A 14,949-nucleotide genomic window follows, 5' to 3' on the forward strand; every position below is an offset into this window, starting at 1 on the left:
GGGGGCGTCTTGGGCTGTTCTGAACCGCCGCTTCGCGGCGGATACCTTTCCCACCCGCCCACCCGTTTGCTCCGCACCGGGCGTGCGAGTAGGGGCGGGGTGCGGGGCGCCGCCGTCAGCTGACCTCCGGCGTGCGGGCAGGAGCGGGAAATAGGGCGGGCAGGCGGGCGGGGGAACCTGCCGCTAGGCGGCGGGTTCGGGGGGCGTGCGCTCCGCGGGGGCAGGTGCCCAGCCCCCGCAGGTGGCCGCGCGGTCCGACCGGCCGTCCACCCCGTGACCAGCCACGCCAACCGCGAGGCCGGGGGCTCGGGCCCACCCGCGAAGCCGGAGGGAGAGCTCCCCCGCGCCTACGCGACCGCCCGCTCCCCTACCCCCGCGGCCGAGTCAAGTGCGTGAACGCGTCCAGGTTGCGCGTCGACTCGCCGCGCGAGACCCGCCACTCGTACTCCTTGCGGATCGCCGACGCGAAACCGAGTTCCAGGAGCGTGTTGAAGGAGTCGTCCGATGCGGAGAGGACCGCTCCGAGGAGGCGGTCCAGTTCGTCGGGGGTGACCGCGGCGAGGGGGAGTTTGCCCGCGAGGTAGATGTCGCCCAGCGAGTCGATCGCGTAACTCACGCCGTACAGGCGGAGGTTGCGCTCCAGGAGCCAGCGGTGCACCGCCTCGTGGTTCTCGTCGGGGTGGCGGATCACGAAGGCGTTCAGGGAGAGCGAGTGCTTGCCGACGATCATCGACAGGGTGGTGGAGAGCTTGCGGGTGCCCGGCAGCTTCACCACGTACGAGCCGGGCTCGGGGGACTCCCACGCGAGCTCGGCGTCGTCCAGGGTCCGTTCGATGATCGTCGCGGCGTCCGGAGCGTCCGGGGTCCCTGCCTGCTCAGCCATGGTGCGAGCGTACGTGACGGCGGAAGTCGTGCATGGCTCCGGTGTAGACGTCCGCCGTGGCGGAGGCCGCGGTGTCCCAGCCGAAGGACTGCGCGTGGCGGGCCGCCGCCGCGCCCATCCGGTCCACGAGGTGGGGATGGTCGGCGAAGTCGCGCAGCACGCGCGCGTAGTGGGCCGGTTCGTGTCCGGAGATGAGGAAGCCGGTGACCTCGTCGCGCACGGCGACAGGCAGGCCGCCCACCGAAGCGGCGAGTACGGGAGTGCCCGCCGCCTGCGCCTCGATGGCCACCAGGCCGAACGACTCGCTGTAGGAGGGCATCACCAGGACCGATGCCGCCCTGAACCAGTCCGCGAGCTGCTCCTGGCCGACCGGCGGCTGGAAGCGGACCACGTCGGCGATGCCCAGCTTCGCGGCCAGCTTCTGGAGGCCCTCGGGCTTGGCGAGGCCGCTGCCGCTGGGGCCGCCGACTATGGGAACGACGATGTTCGAGCGGAGCGCGGGGCGCTCCTCCAGCAGGACGGCGACCGCGCGCAGCAGCACGTCAGGGGCTTTCAGGGGCTGGATGCGGCCCGCGAAGAGCGGGATCAGCGCGTCCTGCGGGAGGCCGAGGCGGTGGCGCGCCGCGGCCCGGCCGTCGGCCGGGCGGAAGCGGTCGAGGTTCACGCCGGGGTGGACGACGGCGACCTTGCCGGGGTCGGCTTCGTAGTGGCGTACGAGTTCGTCGGCCTCTTCGGAGGTGTTGGCGATGAGGCGGTCGGCGGCGCGCACGATCTGCGTCTCGCCGATGACGCGGGCGGCGGGCTCGGGGGTGTCGCCGGTGGCGAGCGCGGCGTTCTTGACCTTGGCCATGGTGTGCATGGCGTGCACCAGGGGGGCGCCCCAGCGCTCGGCGGCCAGCCAGCCGACGTGGCCGCTCAGCCAGTAGTGGGAGTGGACCAGGTCGTAGTAGCCGGGGCGGTGCCCCGCCCAGGCCTGCATGACGCCGTGCGTGAAGGCGCAGAGCTGGGCGGGCAGCTCCTCCTTGGCGAGGCCCTCGTAGGGGCCCGCGTCCACGTGCCGCACCAGGACGCCGGGCGCGAGCTCCACGGCGGGCGGGAGCCCCCCGGTGGTGGCGCGGGTGAAGATCTCGACCTCGACGTTGATCGCGGCGAGGCGCTTGGCCAGTTCGACGATGTAGACGTTCATGCCACCCGCGTCGCCCGTGCCGGGCTGGTGGAGCGGCGAGGTGTGCACGCTGAGCATGGCCACGCGGCGCGGACGCCGCTGGCTGCCGGGGATACGGAGCCTTGAGGGTGCCGCAGGGGCGCGACGCCCGAGCCTGGACACGTACTGGCTCACGTGACGGTCCTCCTTGCGTACGGGCATGACGGCACGGAGGCCGTACGGGTCCTCCGGAGGTGGAACACCGGAAGACTCGCCTCCATTTCCTCTTCGCCCCTTTTTGCCAAAGCGTTACCCTGTGCCGCCTCCGCTCCGCCCCTGAGCCGCCCTCCGGGTCGCCCCTGAGCCGCCCGCCCGCCGGGGCCGCGCATACCCTTTCCCCATGGCCCCACGCACCCCCTCCCGCCCCGTGGGATCGGTGACGCGGGGGACCACCAATCCCAACCGGCTGCGCCGCATGGACCGCTGGATCGCCGCGGTCCACGGCGCCGAGCTGCGCCGCCACACCGACCCCGTCGCCGTCGACCTCGGCTACGGGGCCTCCCCCTGGACCGCCGTCGAGCTGCTGCTCCGGCTGCGCACCGTCGCGCCCCACGCGCGCGTGGTCGGCATCGAGATCGAACCGGCGCGGGTCGCGGCCGCCAAGCCGTACGAGCGCGAAGGGCTCTCCTTCCGGCACGGCGGCTTCGAGGTGCCGCTGCCGGGAAGCCCGGTCCTGATCCGGGCCGCGAACGTGCTCAGGCAGTACGACGAGGAGCAGGTCGGCGCCGTCTGGCAGCGGCTGTGCGCGCGGCTCGCCCCCGGCGGGCTCCTCGTCGAGGGCACCTGCGACGAGATCGGGCGGCGGCACGTGTGGGTCGCGCTCGGGCCCGAGGGGCCGCGCACGGTCACCTTCGCCACGCGGCTCGGCTCCCTGGAGCGCCCTTCCGACCTCGCCGAGCGGCTGCCGAAGGCGCTGATCCACCGGAACGTTCCCGGCGAGCCGGTGCACGCGTTCCTGCGCGACTTCGACCGGGCCTGGGCGGCCGCCGCGCCCTACGCCTCGTACGGCGCGCGGCAGCGGTGGATCAGGGCCGTACGGGACCTGACCGCCGACTGGCCCGTGCTGGACGGGACTTCGCGGTGGCGGCAGGGGGAAGTGACGGTGCGGTGGGAGGCGTTGGCGCCTCGGCGGGTGGGCTGAGCGCACCGGTCGTACGAGCTGAACGTACCGGTCGTATGAACTGACCACACCGGCCGAACGGGTCACCGACTCCCCCTCGCCGCCCGGGTATTGAACACATGTGCGTGCGCGGAGCCGGTGATTCCGCCCGCCCCGCGTGGAACGCATCGCTGTGACCTGCGGGGAACGATCTCCGCGTGCCACTCGTCACATGAGACGGGTGGGGCGATCGGAGTTGTTGTCGAGCTCTGTCGTATTGGGCGCGGACATGGCACCATCCCGAAGGCGACCGCAAGTTACTGACGGTAAATCAGCTTTGGGGGTGCAGGGCGTGACTGGCAAGCGATACTCGACGGCGACGGCCGTGGCGCTGATCTGCGCGGCGGCGGTGCTCGCCGCGCCGGGGACGGCCTTCGCGCAAGCGGCGGGCGGCCCCGCCGAGCGCCTGCCGAAGAAGCCGACGCCAGGCACCGGCAAGTCCCTCGAGCAGGTGCGCAAGGACATCGAGAAGCTCTACCACGACGCGGGCGTGGCCACCGACGCGTACAACGCGGCCGAGGAGAGCGCCGACAAGCAGTCCCAGCAGATCGTGAAGCTGGCCAAGGACATCACCAAAGCCCAGGAGAAGCTGCGGAAGCTGAAGTCCCGCGCGGGCGCCGAGGCCCGCGCCCAGTACCGCAACGGGGGCATGCCGCCCGAGGCCCAGATGATGCTCAGCGGGAGTCCCAGCCAGTTCCTGGACGGCGCGGGGCGCATGCGCGCGGGCCAGAAGGCCACCAAGGGGATGCTGACCGAGCTGGAGCGCACCGAGGAAGACCTGCGGATCTACGCCAAGGACGCCACCTCGCGCTGGACGAAGCTGGAAGCCAACCGCAAGTCGAAGGCCGCGTCCAAGAAGAAGATCAAGCAGAAGATCGCGGACGCCGAGAAGCTCGAATCGCGCCTGGAGAAGGACGAGCGGGAGCGGCTGCGCAAGATGGAGGAGGAGGCCGCCCTCAAGAAGCAGTCGGCCTGGGTGAGTTCGGGCGTCCTGAAGGACATCGACGGCAAGGCGTCCCCGCAGGGCAAGAAGGCCATCGCGTTCGCCACCGCCCAGATCGGCAAGCCGTACGTGTGGGGCGCCGAGGGTCCGGGCTCCTACGACTGCTCGGGGCTCACCTCGAAGGCGTGGGCCGCGGCGGGCAAGGGCATTCCGCGCACCTCGCAGGAGCAGTGGAAGCAGTTGCCGCGCGTCGACATCAAGAACATGCGCCCCGGCGACCTGATCATCTACCACTCGGACGCGAGCCACGTCGGGATGTACCTGGGGGACGGCGCGATCGTGCACGCGCCCCGTCCCGGCCGCGACGTGACCATCACGGGCGCCGGGTCCATGCAGATCCTCGGGGTCGTACGGCCGGACAAGTAGCCGCCGCGGGGCCCCGCGCCGACGGGGCGCCCGCCCTGCTGTGACCCAGCACACGCCCCGGCCCCCCCGCTCAACCCCCGGGGCGTGATGTTCGTCATTCCGGGCGGGGCCGGTGCCGTGCCCAATTGCGTTCCTGGATGCGGCATATGACGGTGGCCGATTGCCCCGCCGCTCGTCGCGCGGCATTCCACTGGAGGCACGGCTACCGCTAAGGTCCCCGTCGGTGCCGCGTCGACCTGCGTGGCACCACGCCCTCGGGGGGAGGGAAGGAACCAAGCGATGCCCGTACCCATACCGCGGCAGAGAGCAGTCCCGGCCGCGGAAGGCGGTCAGGCTCATGCGGCGCCCCACGACCAGGCGGCGCCCGCCCATGACACGACCGGCACTGGCACTGGCACTGGCACTGGCGCAGGAGACGGCAACGGCTCCGGCACCGGGTCCGGCACCGGCACCGGCACCGGCACCGGCACCGGACTCAGCCTCCTCGTGATCGAGGACGACCCGGCGGGGTCGCTGAGCGTTCCCGAACTGCTCGACTCCGCGGGCAAGCCCATCCGCATCCGCACCGCCCGCAACCTCACCGAGGCCGAGCGGCTGCTCACCGACGACGTGCACTGCATCCTGCTCGACCTGGCCCTGCCCGCGCCCGGCGCCGCCGAGGCGGACGAGGACGAGCTCGTCGCCCTCAAGCACGTCCTGCGGCTCGCGCCCCGGCACGCCGTCCTGGCGCTCACCGGGGACGGCGACGCCGAGCGCGGCGCCGAGGCCGTGCGGGTTGGCGCCCAGGACTACCTCTTCCGCGACGAGCTGGACACGCGCCTGCTGAGCCGCGCCATCCGCTACGCGGTGGAGCGCAAGCGCGCGGACGCCGCCCAGCGCCAGCTGACCGAGTCACGGCTGCGCGCCCAGGAGAACGCCCGCCTGGAGCGCGGCCTGCTGCCCACCCCGCTCCTGGAGGGCTCCCCGCTGCGGTTCGCCGCGCGCTACCGCCCAGGACGCTCGCGGGCGCTGCTCGGCGGCGACTTCTACGACACCGTGCGCACGCCCGACGGCTCCGTACACGTCATGATCGGCGACGTCTGCGGACACGGCCCCGACGAGGCCGCGCTCGGCGTGGAGCTGCGGATCGCCTGGCGGGCGCTGACCTTCGCGGGCCTGTGCGGCGACGAGCTGCTCTCCACGCTCCAGAAGGTCCTGGAGCACGAGCGCGCGGACGAGGAGATCTTCGCGACGCTCTGCACGGTCGACATCGCGCCGGACGGCCGCAGGGCGGGACTGTGCCTCGCCGGACATCCCTCGCCGCTGATCGCGCGCGAGGGGCGGCTCGCGGAACTCCTGCCGTACGAGGACAGCGGCCCTGCCCTCGGCCTGCTTCCGCGCGCCCGCTGGCCGCGCAAGCAGGTGGAGCTCGGCGGGAAGTGGAGCCTGATGCTCTACACGGACGGCCTGATCGAGGGCCGCATCGGCCAGGGCAACCAGCGCCTGGGCCAGGAGGGCATGGTGGAGATGGTCCGCCGCCAGATCGCCGAGGGGCTGGGCGGCGACGAGCTGCTCGAGGCCGCCGTCAACGAGGTGCGCGACCTCAACGGCGGGGACCTGACGGACGACGTGGCGGTGCTGCTGCTCGACCGGGCGCCGGGGGCGCGGTGATCACCAGGGCCGCGGCCTCGGTGGCGGCCCTGGTGGCGGGTGGCTACCGGCCGCCGTTGTACGGCCCGTAAGGGCCGTCGCTGCTGGAACCGCCGCGGCGGCCGCCGCCCCCGCTGATCTGCCGGATCGCGGGCCGCACGTCGACCATGTACACGATCGTCGCGACGAGGCCGATGATCGGCAGGAACGACATGACCGGGAACAGCAGGTTCACGATGAAGGCGATGCCGAGGATGATCAGCCAGAACGGCTTGGTCTTCTTGTCCGCGGCCCGGTAGGCGTCCTCACGCCGGACGGCGGCGTCGATGAGCGCGAATCCGCTGAAGAAGATCAGGGCCAGCGACAGCAGCCACATGAAGTTCGCGAACCCCTGCATCAGCACAACGTCCACCACCAGTCTCGGCTCAACGATTACGCGGTCACGGTACCCGCTACCCCGTCAACGGGGCGGGCACGTCGTGAGTGCCCGCCCCTTGCACACGTGACCTACTTGGCGGGCGGCGTGGTCTTCTTCGCCGTCGTCTTGCGGGTCGTGGTCTTCTTCGCGGCGGGCTTCTTCGCCGGGGCGGCGGGCGCGGCCGCGGCCTTCGGCTCGGCGGTCCCGGCCGGCTCGGTCCGGGTCGAGGAGTCCGAGGTCTCCCCGGCGGCGGGCTCGGCGTCGGGCTCGACCGTCTCGGCGATCTCGAAGATCTCCTCGGCGGCCTCGCCGCGCCAGGTCTTCACGACCTGCTCGCCGTGCTCGGCGACCTCGTCGTACTTCTCACGGGCCTTGACGGCGAACTCGGCGGCCACGCCGACGCCGCGCAGCGCGAGGTCCTGAGCGGTCTCGCCGAGCTTCTTCAGGTCGGTGTCGAGCGTGCCGAGCACCTCGGTGACCTTGGCCTGGATGGTCTCCTGCGCCTCCCTGGCGCGGGCGCCCGCCTTGTCCTGGACGGCCTTGGGGTCGGTGTTGCGCACCGCGTCGATGCGGGACGGCGCCTCGGCGATCAGCTGCTCGACGATGCCGGGCACCTTCTTCGCCTGCTGGAGGGCGCGGTCCGCGGACCCGGCGACGAAGTACGCGGGGGTGGGGTTGCTGAGGGTCTTGCGCAGGTCATCGGTGATGGCCATGACGATGGTCCTCCCGGATTCGCGTCGGCTTGGTCAGCTTGGTCGACTTGGTCAGCTTGAGGGTGGTCCCTCTTCCTTGGAACCGGCATCGCCGCCGTCGGTCGTACGGGGGCCTTCAACGGTGTCGGTGTCCTCATCCGCGTACGAAGCGGCGTCCGCGTACGTCGAGGTCTCGAAGCCGTTCTCCTTGCGGAACGACTCGTAGATCTGCAACAGCACTTGTTTCTGACGCTCGTTGATGGAGGGATCGGCGAGGATGACGGCGCGCGTCTCCAGCTCGTCCCGCTCCTTCTCGTCGAGGATCCCGGCCCGCACGTACAGCGTCTCCGCGGAGATCCGCAGGGCCTTGGCAACCTGCTGGAGCACCTCGGCACTCGGCTTGCGCAGGCCGCGCTCGATCTGACTCAGATACGGATTGGACACCCCGGCGGCATCGGCGAGCTGCCGCAGCGACAGCTGCGCACTGCGCCGCTGCTCGCGCAGGTACTCACCGAGATTGCCGACGTTGAGCGATGCCATGTCTCGATGGTGCAGCACTCTTGCTAACTATTGCAAGCGCCTGCTTGCAAAAGTGCGCCATGCCACTCGACGGGCTCACTGTTCCGACTCGGACCGTGCCCGGCCCCGCCATGGGCGACCGGGGCCGAAACGCCCTCCACTGCCCGACCCAACTCCCGCCTAGAATGCGGCTGTTGAGGAAATCCAGTCCACAGCAACTGGAGGTACCGACGTGAGTGGAGAGCCCGATCAGAACTCCCGGGTCGCCATCGTCACCGGGAGCTCGCGGGGGATCGGGCGGGCCGTCGCGTTGAGGCTCGCCGCCGACGGGGTCCGTCTGGTCGTCAACTACCACAGTGACGAACAGGCCGCGAAGAGCGTGGCGAAGGAGGTCGCCGAGGCCGGAGGGCAGGCCGTCGTCGTGCGGGCCGACGTGGCGGACCCCGAGCAGCTGCGTGGCCTGTTCGACAGCGCGGAACAGCACTTCGGCGGGCTCGACGTCTTCGTGCACAACGCCTTCGGAGGCCCCACCGGACTGCTCGGCGAATGCACCGACGAGCAGTACTCGTACGCCTTCGGCACCAACACCCAGGCCATGTTCGTCGCGCTGCGGGAAGCGGCGACCCGGGTGCGCGACCACGGCAGGGTCGTCTACGTCTCGTCCGTCGCGACGCGCGGCAGCGCCCCGGGCCTCGGCCTGTACGCGGCGAGCAAGGCCGCGGGCGAGCAGCTGGTGCGCAACTTCGCCCGCGAGGTGGGCCACCGCGGCGTGACCGTCAACAGCGTGCTGCCCGGCCTCGTCGACACGGACGCGACCCGGGACATCGGCGACCACCGGGACGGCATCGTCCAGCGCACCGCCCTCGGCAGGAGCGGCCGCCCCGAGGACATCGCCGACGTGGTGGGCTTCCTGGCCTCCGACGCCGCGCGCTGGATCACCGGTCAGAGCATCACCGCCGACGGGGGGCTCGCCGCCTGACCCGTCCTGTCCCGTCCTGTCCCATCCTGTCCCGTCCTGTTCCGTCCTGTCCCGTCAGCGGAGCGTGAGGCAGAACGGGTGCCCGGCCGGGTCGGTGAGGACCCGCGCCCGGTCACCGTGCGGCTGGTGCTCCGGGCGGCCCGCGCCCAGCTTCCGCAGGCGGGCCTCCACCACGTCCAGATCCTCCTCGACCCTGAAGCAGAGGTGCAGTTGCTGAGGGACGGCCTGGTCGGGCCAGCTCGGGGCCCGATAGGCGTCGACCCGTTGGAAGCCGATGAAGAGCCCGTGCTCACCGTTGAGTCCCGCGAAGTCGGCGTTCGACGCCGGGTGCGGTTCGAGGCCGGTGGCCTCCTGGTAGAACGCCGCCAGCGCGGTCGGGTCGGGGCAGTCGAGCGTTATCGCGGCCAGCTTCATCTGCGGGGACATGCGGACACCCTAGGGGCGCGGGAAGCGGGGGCGTCGCGCGTGTCAGGCGTGCGGGGACGCGTGTCAGAGGTGTGTCAGGCCGGTGACAGGGGCCGACGGGATCGTAGAGGCATCGAACAGGGAGCGGGACGCCAAGGACCGCCCCGCCGACCGGAGTTCTGACACCCAGGAGCGCACACCATGTCTCTCACCTTCACCCTCACCGCCCAGGACAAGCTCACCCTGCGCACCGCCGCCTACGGAGCCGTCTCGCTGCTCGCCGCCGCCGACGCCGCCGGATCCCCCCACAAGGTCGCCACCCGCGGCTCCCTCGCCCTGGCCTCCGCCACCGGACCCGTCGGCCACGCCCTCGCCGAGAAGTCCAAGGTCGAGGGCCTCAACGGCAAGACCGTCGCCGAACTCGCCGACCAGGTCCTGCCCGCCCTCACCGAGACCATGAACCTCCTTGAGGACCGGGACCCGGCCGAGGCCGACAACTTCCGCGCCACCATCAACGTCGCCATCGAGGCGGCCGCCCGTGCGTACAAGGGCGAGCCCAGCCCCGTCATGACCGAGATGGCCCGGAAGATCAACAACGCCCTCGACGCCGCCTGACGGGGACGTGGGTTCCGCGACGTACGGCAGGCCCAACTGCCGGACGCCCATGGCAAACTCAGCGCGTGCAGATCAGGATGCTGGGTCCATTCGAGGTGCGTACGAGCGACGGGGAGCTCGCCGACGTGCCGGGCGCGCGGCTGCGCGGGCTGCTCATCGCGCTCGCACTCCGGCCGGGGCACGCCGTCCCCAAGGCGTCGCTCGTCGACTGGATCTGGGGGGAGCACCCGCCCGCCGACGCGACGAACGCGTTGCAGCGCCTGGTCTCCCGGCTGCGCAAGGTGCTGCCGGAGAGGTCGGTCGAGGGGCAGCCGGACGGCTACCGCCTCACCGTGCGGCCCGACGCCGTCGACGCCGTACGGTTCGAACGCCTCGTCAGCGCGGGCCTGTCCCGCGCCGAGGACGCGTCCCGGCGCGCGCCGCTCCTTCGCGAGGCGCTCGGGCTGTGGCGCGGCGCGGCCCTCCAGGACGTCGGACTCCAGGAGAGCGAGGCGTTCGACGCCGCCGTCACCCGCCTCGAAGGGCTGCGGCTCACCGCCACCGAGGAGCGGTACGCCGCGGAGGTCGCCCTCGGCCACGGCACCGAGGTGATCACGGAACTGACCGATCTGGTGGCCGCGCACCCGATGCGGGAACGGCTCGTCGCCTCGCTGATACGCGCCCTGGCCTCCGCCGGACGCGACAGCGAGGCCCTTCAGGTCTACGAGCGCGTACGCGAAGCACTCGCCGACGAGCTGGGCGCGGACCCGTCGCCGGAGCTCTCCGCACTCCACGTCTCCCTGCTGCGCGGCGAGTTGGCGCGGCGCGAGGAGACCCGCAAGTCCAACCTCCGCGCGGAGCTGACCAGTTTCATCGGCAAGGACGCCGAGGTCGCCGCCGTCCGCGCGCTCACCGCCGAGCACCGGCTCACCACCGTCATCGGCCCCGGCGGCGCGGGCAAGACCCGGCTCGCCACGGAGACGGCCCGCACGCTCCTGCCCGATCTGCCGGACGGCGCCTGGCTGGTGGAGCTCGCCGCGATCGGCGCGGACGGCGACGTGAACGACGTCGCGCAGGTGACGCTCACCGCTCTCGGCCTGCGGGACGCGCTGCTCGGCGCCTCCCCGAACGCGGAGCTGACCGACCGGCTCGTCACCGCGATCCGCGAGCGCGACGCGCTGCTGGTCCTCGACAACTGCGAGCACGTGATCGAGTCCGCGGCCGTCTTCGCCCACCGGCTGCTCGGGGAGTGCGGGCGGCTGCGGATCATCGCGACGAGCCGCGAGCCCCTCGGCATCACCGGGGAGGCGCTGTGGCCCGTCGAGCCGCTCGCCCTGCCCGACGAGGCCGCGGGCCCGGCCGGGATCGAGGCGTCCCCCGCCGTCCGGTTGCTGCGGGACCGGGCGGGAGCGGTGCGCAGGAACCTCGCGGCCGACGCGGACACCCTGGCGACCATGGTGCGCGTGTGCCGGGCGCTCGACGGCATGCCGCTCGCGATCGAACTGGCCGCGGCCAGCCTGCGCACGCTCTCCATCGACCAGCTCGCCCACCGGCTCGACGACCGCTTCCGCCTGCTGACCAGCGGCAGCCGCACCGCCCTGCCCCGGCACAAGACGCTGCGCGCGGTGGTCGACTGGAGCTGGGAGCTGCTCACCGACGCCGAACGCGCGGTGCTGCGCAGGCTCTCGGTGTTCTCCGGCGGGGCGGGCCCGGAGGCCGCCGAAGCGGTGTGCGCGGGCGACGGGGTGGACCGCGATGAGGTCCCCGAGCTGCTCACCGCGCTGACCGAGAAGTCGCTGCTCCGGGCCGAGGGCGAGCGCGCCCCGCGCTACCGCATGATCGGCACGATCAAGGAGTACGCGGCGTGGCGCCTCGCGGAGGCGGGCGAATCGGAGTCCGCGCGCCGGGCCCACCTCGTCCACTTCACCGAGCTCGCCGAGACCGCGGAGCCGTACCTGCGCCGCGCCGAGCAGTTGGAGTGGCTCGCCGCGCTCGACACCGAGCACGACAACATCGGCGCCGCGATGCGCGGCGCGCTCGCCGCGGGCGAGGCGCACGGCGCGATGCGGCTCGCGGCGGCCGCGGGCTGGTACTGGTGGCTCAGCGGGCACAGGACCGAGGGCATGGAACAGCTCACCTCGGCCACCGAGGTGCCGGGCGACGTGCCCGACGAGATCCGGGCCACCGTGTACGCGCTCCTGGTGAACTTCGTGACCGCGGGCCCCGGTGACGAGCACCAGGCCGCCGAGTGGATCCACAAGGCGTACGAATTCAGCATGCGCAGCCTGGACAGCGCTGCGCGCCACCCGTTGATCGGCTTCGTCACCCCGCTGGAGCGCATGCTGCGGGAGCCGGGCGCGTTCCTGCCCGCCTTCGAGGAGCTGCTCGACGACGAGGACCCCTGGGCGCGGGCGCTCGCCCGGCTGCACCTGGGCAAGATGCGGATCCTGCTCGGCCACGGCGGCCCCGAGGCCGACGCGTACCTGGAGACGGCGCTCGCCGAATTCCGGGTGCTCGGCGAGCGGTTCGGCACCTCGTTCGCGCTGACCGAGCTGGCGGACCGGATCGCCGTGCGGGGCGACTTCGCCGGGGCGTGCGCGCACTACGAGGAGGCGATCGCGATCGTCACCGAGGTCGGCACCACCGAGGACGTCATCGGCATGCGGTCCCGGCAGGCGCTGCTGCACCGGCTCTCCGGCGACGCGGACGCCGCCTCCGCGGCCCTTGCCGAAGCACAGCGGCACGCGGAGGGGGTCGCCTGGCCCGCCGCGCTGGCCCTGCTCGCCCTCGCCAAGGCGCAAGTCGCCCGGTGGAACGGCGAGTCCGCGACGGCGTACGAGCAACTGGAGGCGGCCAAGGACCTGTTGGGCAAGGAGGCGGAGGAGGCGATCATCCTCGCGACGACGCACGACCTGCTCGGATATCTCGCCGACGACCTGGCGCAGAGCAGGACGCACCGCGCGGCGGCCTGCGCGGCGGCGACCGAGACGGGCCACGCGCCGGTGATCGCGCAGATCCTCGTCGGGGTCGCGGACCTCGCGCTGCGCCAGGACGACCACGCGCAGGCGGCGCGGCTGCTCGCGGCGGGCACGGACGTACGCGGACTGCCGGACCTCTCCCACCCGGACGCGGTCCGGATCGAGCGGGCGGCACGAAACCGCCTCGGCGAAACGAAGTTCGCCGAGGCGGTCGAGGAGGGTTCAAGGACCGGCTGGTCCGCTCTGGTGGAGGTCACGCTCGCTCCCTGAACGACGTCACGCCCGCTTCTTGAACGTGGAGACCGCCCACAGGTAGCCGACGAGGGCAAACCCGACGCACCAGGCGAGGGTCGCGAGCACGTCGCCGCCCGACGGGTCGCCGACGAGGAACCCGCGCAGCGCCTCGATGATCGGGGTGAAGGGCTGGTACTCCACGAACTGCCGCACACCGGTCCCCATCGAGTCCGCGGGCACGAACGCGCTGCTCAGGAACGGCAGCATGATCAGCGGCACGGTGGCGATGCCCGCCGACTCCGGAGTCTTCGCGGCGAGGCCGAGGGCGACGGTGAGCCAGGCGGCCGCGAAGCTGAGCAGCAGGACGACACCGAGCGCGCCGAGCCAGTCGACGGCGCCGGCGCCCGGGTCGAACCCTAGGAGGAAGGCCATCCCGACGATCGCGGCGCAGGCCACCAGGCAGCGCACCGTGGTGATGACGACGTGGCCGGTCAGGATGGCGCCCCGGGAGACGTCCATGGTCCTGAAGCGGTTGATGATGCCCTTGGTCATGTCGTCGTTCACGGAGGTCGAGGTGGCCCCGAGGCCGTAGCTGACGGCCATCACCAGGAGGCCCGGTGTCGCGTAGTCGATGTAGGCGGCGCCACCGACGTCGAACGCGCCGCCGAACACCTTCACGAACATCAGCATCATCACGAGCGGGAAGAGGATCGCGTTGAACACCGTGACCGGGTTGCGCAGGGTGTGCTTCAGGTTGCGGCGCAGCATGATCCCGGCGTCGGCCAGGGGCGTCGAGAGGGTGCTCATCGCGCGATCTCCTTAGAAGCAGAGCTGTTGTTGTCGGTGTTCGTACGGTCGGTGTTCTTACGGTCGGCGTTCGTAGGGCCGGTGTTCGTACGGTCGGTCAGTGCGAGGAAGACGTCGTCGAGGTCGGGGGTGTGCACGGTCAGTTCGTCCGCCTCGACGCCCGCGGCGTCCAGCCAGTCGAGGATGGCGCGCAGCTCGCGCTGGGTGCCGTCGCTGGCGATCCGCAGCGAGAGCGTCTCGTCGTCCGCGCTGACCTCGCGCAGCGCCGCCGCCGCGGAGCGGTACGCGGCCTGGTCGGTGAACCGCAGGCGCACGTGCCCGCCGGGGACGAGCCGCTTCAGTTCGTCGGAGGTGCCCTCCGCGGCGATCCTGCCGTCGCTCAACACCGCGATGCGGTCCGCGAGTTCATCGGCCTCGTCCAGGTACTGGGTGGTGAGGAAGATGGTGGTGCCCTCGCTCACCAGCTCGCGGACGATCTGCCACATCGTGCGCCTGCTGCGCGGGTCGAGGCCGGTCGTCGGCTCGTCGAGGAAGATGATCCGGGGGCTGCCGACCAGCGTCATCGCCAGGTCCAGCTTGCGGCGCATGCCGCCGGAGTACGTCGCCGCCATCTTGTCGGCCGACTCCGTCAGGTCGAACCGTTCGAGGAGCCCGGCGACCACCTGCCCCGCGGAGCGCACGCGCTTCAGGTCCGCCATGAGCCGCAGGTTCTCGCGGCCGGTGAGGAGTTCGTCGACGGCGGCGAACTGGCCGGTGACGCCGATGGCCTTGCGCACCTCCTTGGTGCCGGTGGCCACGTCGTGCCCGGCGACGCGGAGCGTGCCCGCGTCGGCGCTCATCAGGGTCGTCAGGATGTTCACGGTCGTCGTCTTGCCCGCGCCGTTGGGGCCGAGCAGGGAGAAGACCGAGCCCGCGGCGACGTCGAAGTCGATGCCGTCGAGCACGTTCTTGTCGCCGTATGCCTTGCGCAGTCCGGAAACCGCGATCGCCGAAGTTTTCATGCGCCGACCATCGCGGCCGTCCCTGACACCCGGCTGTCACGCCACTGACACGGCTGACACGGGGTCTGACATGGGCTC

The 14,949-nt window shown here is 72.0% G+C and carries 14 protein-coding genes; 6 read left to right on the plus strand and 8 right to left on the minus strand.

What is annotated here, in order from left to right:
* Positions 1–367: 367 nt before the first annotated feature.
* Together KY5_RS18930 and mshA are read right to left on the minus strand one after the other, a co-directional pair.
* Positions 368–883, minus strand: a complete 516-nt coding sequence (locus KY5_RS18930; protein WP_098243374.1) for a YbjN domain-containing protein — start codon at positions 881–883, stop codon at positions 368–370.
* Complete coding sequence (mshA, locus tag KY5_RS18935) at positions 876–2,222, minus strand: D-inositol-3-phosphate glycosyltransferase (protein ID WP_098247346.1); 1,347 nt, start codon at positions 2,220–2,222, stop codon at positions 876–878. The genes KY5_RS18930 and mshA overlap by 8 nt, the downstream gene beginning before the upstream one ends.
* Positions 2,223–2,427: 205 nt before the next feature.
* Here mshA and KY5_RS18940 point away from each other — a divergent pair, with 205 nt between their 5' ends.
* The 3 genes from KY5_RS18940 (at position 2,428) to KY5_RS18950 (ending at position 6,265) form a co-directional block, all read left to right on the plus strand.
* Positions 2,428–3,228, plus strand: coding sequence for a class I SAM-dependent methyltransferase (locus tag KY5_RS18940; protein WP_098243375.1), 801 nt, complete (start codon positions 2,428–2,430; stop codon positions 3,226–3,228).
* Positions 3,229–3,529: 301 nt separating this feature from the next.
* Positions 3,530–4,615, plus strand: a complete 1,086-nt coding sequence (locus KY5_RS18945) for a C40 family peptidase (protein ID WP_418952796.1) — start codon at positions 3,530–3,532, stop codon at positions 4,613–4,615.
* A 279-nt stretch (positions 4,616–4,894) separates the two neighbouring features.
* A complete protein-coding gene (locus KY5_RS18950) occupies positions 4,895–6,265 on the plus strand; it encodes a PP2C family protein-serine/threonine phosphatase (RefSeq protein ID WP_098243377.1) in 1,371 nt (456 codons plus the stop codon).
* Between the two features lie 43 nt (positions 6,266–6,308).
* Here the strand turns inward: KY5_RS18950 and KY5_RS18955 are convergent, their stop codons facing one another.
* The 3 genes from KY5_RS18955 to KY5_RS18965 all read right to left on the minus strand — a co-directional run bounded on the left by KY5_RS18955 (position 6,309) and on the right by KY5_RS18965 (position 7,894).
* Positions 6,309–6,641, minus strand: coding sequence for a DUF2516 family protein (locus tag KY5_RS18955; RefSeq protein WP_199843143.1), 333 nt, complete (start codon positions 6,639–6,641; stop codon positions 6,309–6,311).
* Between the two features lie 110 nt (positions 6,642–6,751).
* Positions 6,752–7,375, minus strand: a complete 624-nt coding sequence (locus KY5_RS18960; protein ID WP_098243378.1) for a hypothetical protein — start codon at positions 7,373–7,375, stop codon at positions 6,752–6,754.
* A gap of 51 nt (positions 7,376–7,426) precedes the next feature.
* Positions 7,427–7,894 carry a helix-turn-helix domain-containing protein gene (locus KY5_RS18965; RefSeq protein ID WP_098243379.1) on the minus strand — a complete coding sequence of 156 codons (468 nt, stop codon included), beginning with the start codon at positions 7,892–7,894 and terminating at the stop codon, positions 7,427–7,429.
* Between the two features lie 211 nt (positions 7,895–8,105).
* Here KY5_RS18965 and KY5_RS18970 point away from each other — a divergent pair, with 211 nt between their 5' ends.
* Positions 8,106–8,852 (plus strand): SDR family oxidoreductase, encoded by a 747-nt coding sequence (locus KY5_RS18970; RefSeq protein ID WP_098243380.1) that lies wholly within the window; start codon positions 8,106–8,108, stop codon positions 8,850–8,852.
* A 54-nt stretch (positions 8,853–8,906) separates the two neighbouring features.
* Here the strand turns inward: KY5_RS18970 and KY5_RS18975 are convergent, their stop codons facing one another.
* A complete protein-coding gene (locus tag KY5_RS18975; RefSeq protein WP_098243381.1) occupies positions 8,907–9,278 on the minus strand; it encodes a VOC family protein in 372 nt (123 codons plus the stop codon).
* Between the two features lie 180 nt (positions 9,279–9,458).
* On the opposite strand from KY5_RS18975, the gene KY5_RS18980 reads away from it, so the two are divergent.
* Together KY5_RS18980 and KY5_RS18985 are read left to right on the plus strand one after the other, a co-directional pair.
* Positions 9,459–9,872 (plus strand): hypothetical protein, encoded by a 414-nt coding sequence (locus KY5_RS18980; protein ID WP_098243382.1) that lies wholly within the window; start codon positions 9,459–9,461, stop codon positions 9,870–9,872.
* A gap of 65 nt (positions 9,873–9,937) precedes the next feature.
* The gene (locus KY5_RS18985) at positions 9,938–13,099 is read left to right on the plus strand and encodes a BTAD domain-containing putative transcriptional regulator (protein ID WP_098243383.1); all 3,162 of its coding nucleotides are present in this window, start codon (positions 9,938–9,940) and stop codon (positions 13,097–13,099) included.
* A gap of 6 nt (positions 13,100–13,105) precedes the next feature.
* Here the strand turns inward: KY5_RS18985 and KY5_RS18990 are convergent, their stop codons facing one another.
* On the minus strand, positions 13,106–13,870 hold the full coding sequence (locus KY5_RS18990; RefSeq protein ID WP_098243384.1) for an ABC transporter permease: 765 nt from the start codon (positions 13,868–13,870) through the stop codon (positions 13,106–13,108).
* Positions 13,867–14,871: an ATP-binding cassette domain-containing protein gene (locus tag KY5_RS18995; RefSeq protein ID WP_098243385.1), complete on the minus strand. Its 1,005-nt coding sequence runs from the start codon at positions 14,869–14,871 to the stop codon at positions 13,867–13,869. The genes KY5_RS18990 and KY5_RS18995 overlap by 4 nt, the downstream gene beginning before the upstream one ends.
* Between the last annotated feature and the right edge of the window lie 78 nt (positions 14,872–14,949).

The sequence above is a fragment of the Streptomyces formicae genome, from assembly GCF_002556545.1.
Classification (GTDB): Bacteria; Actinomycetota; Actinomycetes; order Streptomycetales; family Streptomycetaceae; genus Streptomyces; species Streptomyces formicae_A.

Coding starts and splice junctions, on each gene's coding strand:
- KY5_RS18930 (WP_098243374.1), bottom strand. CDS start 883: ATGGCTGAGCAGGCAGGGACCCCGGACGCTCCGGACGCCGCGACGATC.
- KY5_RS18940 (WP_098243375.1), top strand. CDS start 2,428: ATGGCCCCACGCACCCCCTCCCGCCCCGTGGGATCGGTGACGCGGGGG.
- KY5_RS18950 (WP_098243377.1), top strand. CDS start 4,895: ATGCCCGTACCCATACCGCGGCAGAGAGCAGTCCCGGCCGCGGAAGGC.
- KY5_RS18955 (WP_199843143.1), bottom strand. CDS start 6,641: ATGCAGGGGTTCGCGAACTTCATGTGGCTGCTGTCGCTGGCCCTGATC.
- KY5_RS18960 (WP_098243378.1), bottom strand. CDS start 7,375: ATGGCCATCACCGATGACCTGCGCAAGACCCTCAGCAACCCCACCCCC.
- KY5_RS18965 (WP_098243379.1), bottom strand. CDS start 7,894: ATGGCATCGCTCAACGTCGGCAATCTCGGTGAGTACCTGCGCGAGCAG.
- KY5_RS18975 (WP_098243381.1), bottom strand. CDS start 9,278: ATGTCCCCGCAGATGAAGCTGGCCGCGATAACGCTCGACTGCCCCGAC.
- KY5_RS18980 (WP_098243382.1), top strand. CDS start 9,459: ATGTCTCTCACCTTCACCCTCACCGCCCAGGACAAGCTCACCCTGCGC.
- KY5_RS18990 (WP_098243384.1), bottom strand. CDS start 13,870: ATGAGCACCCTCTCGACGCCCCTGGCCGACGCCGGGATCATGCTGCGC.
- KY5_RS18995 (WP_098243385.1), bottom strand. CDS start 14,871: ATGAAAACTTCGGCGATCGCGGTTTCCGGACTGCGCAAGGCATACGGC.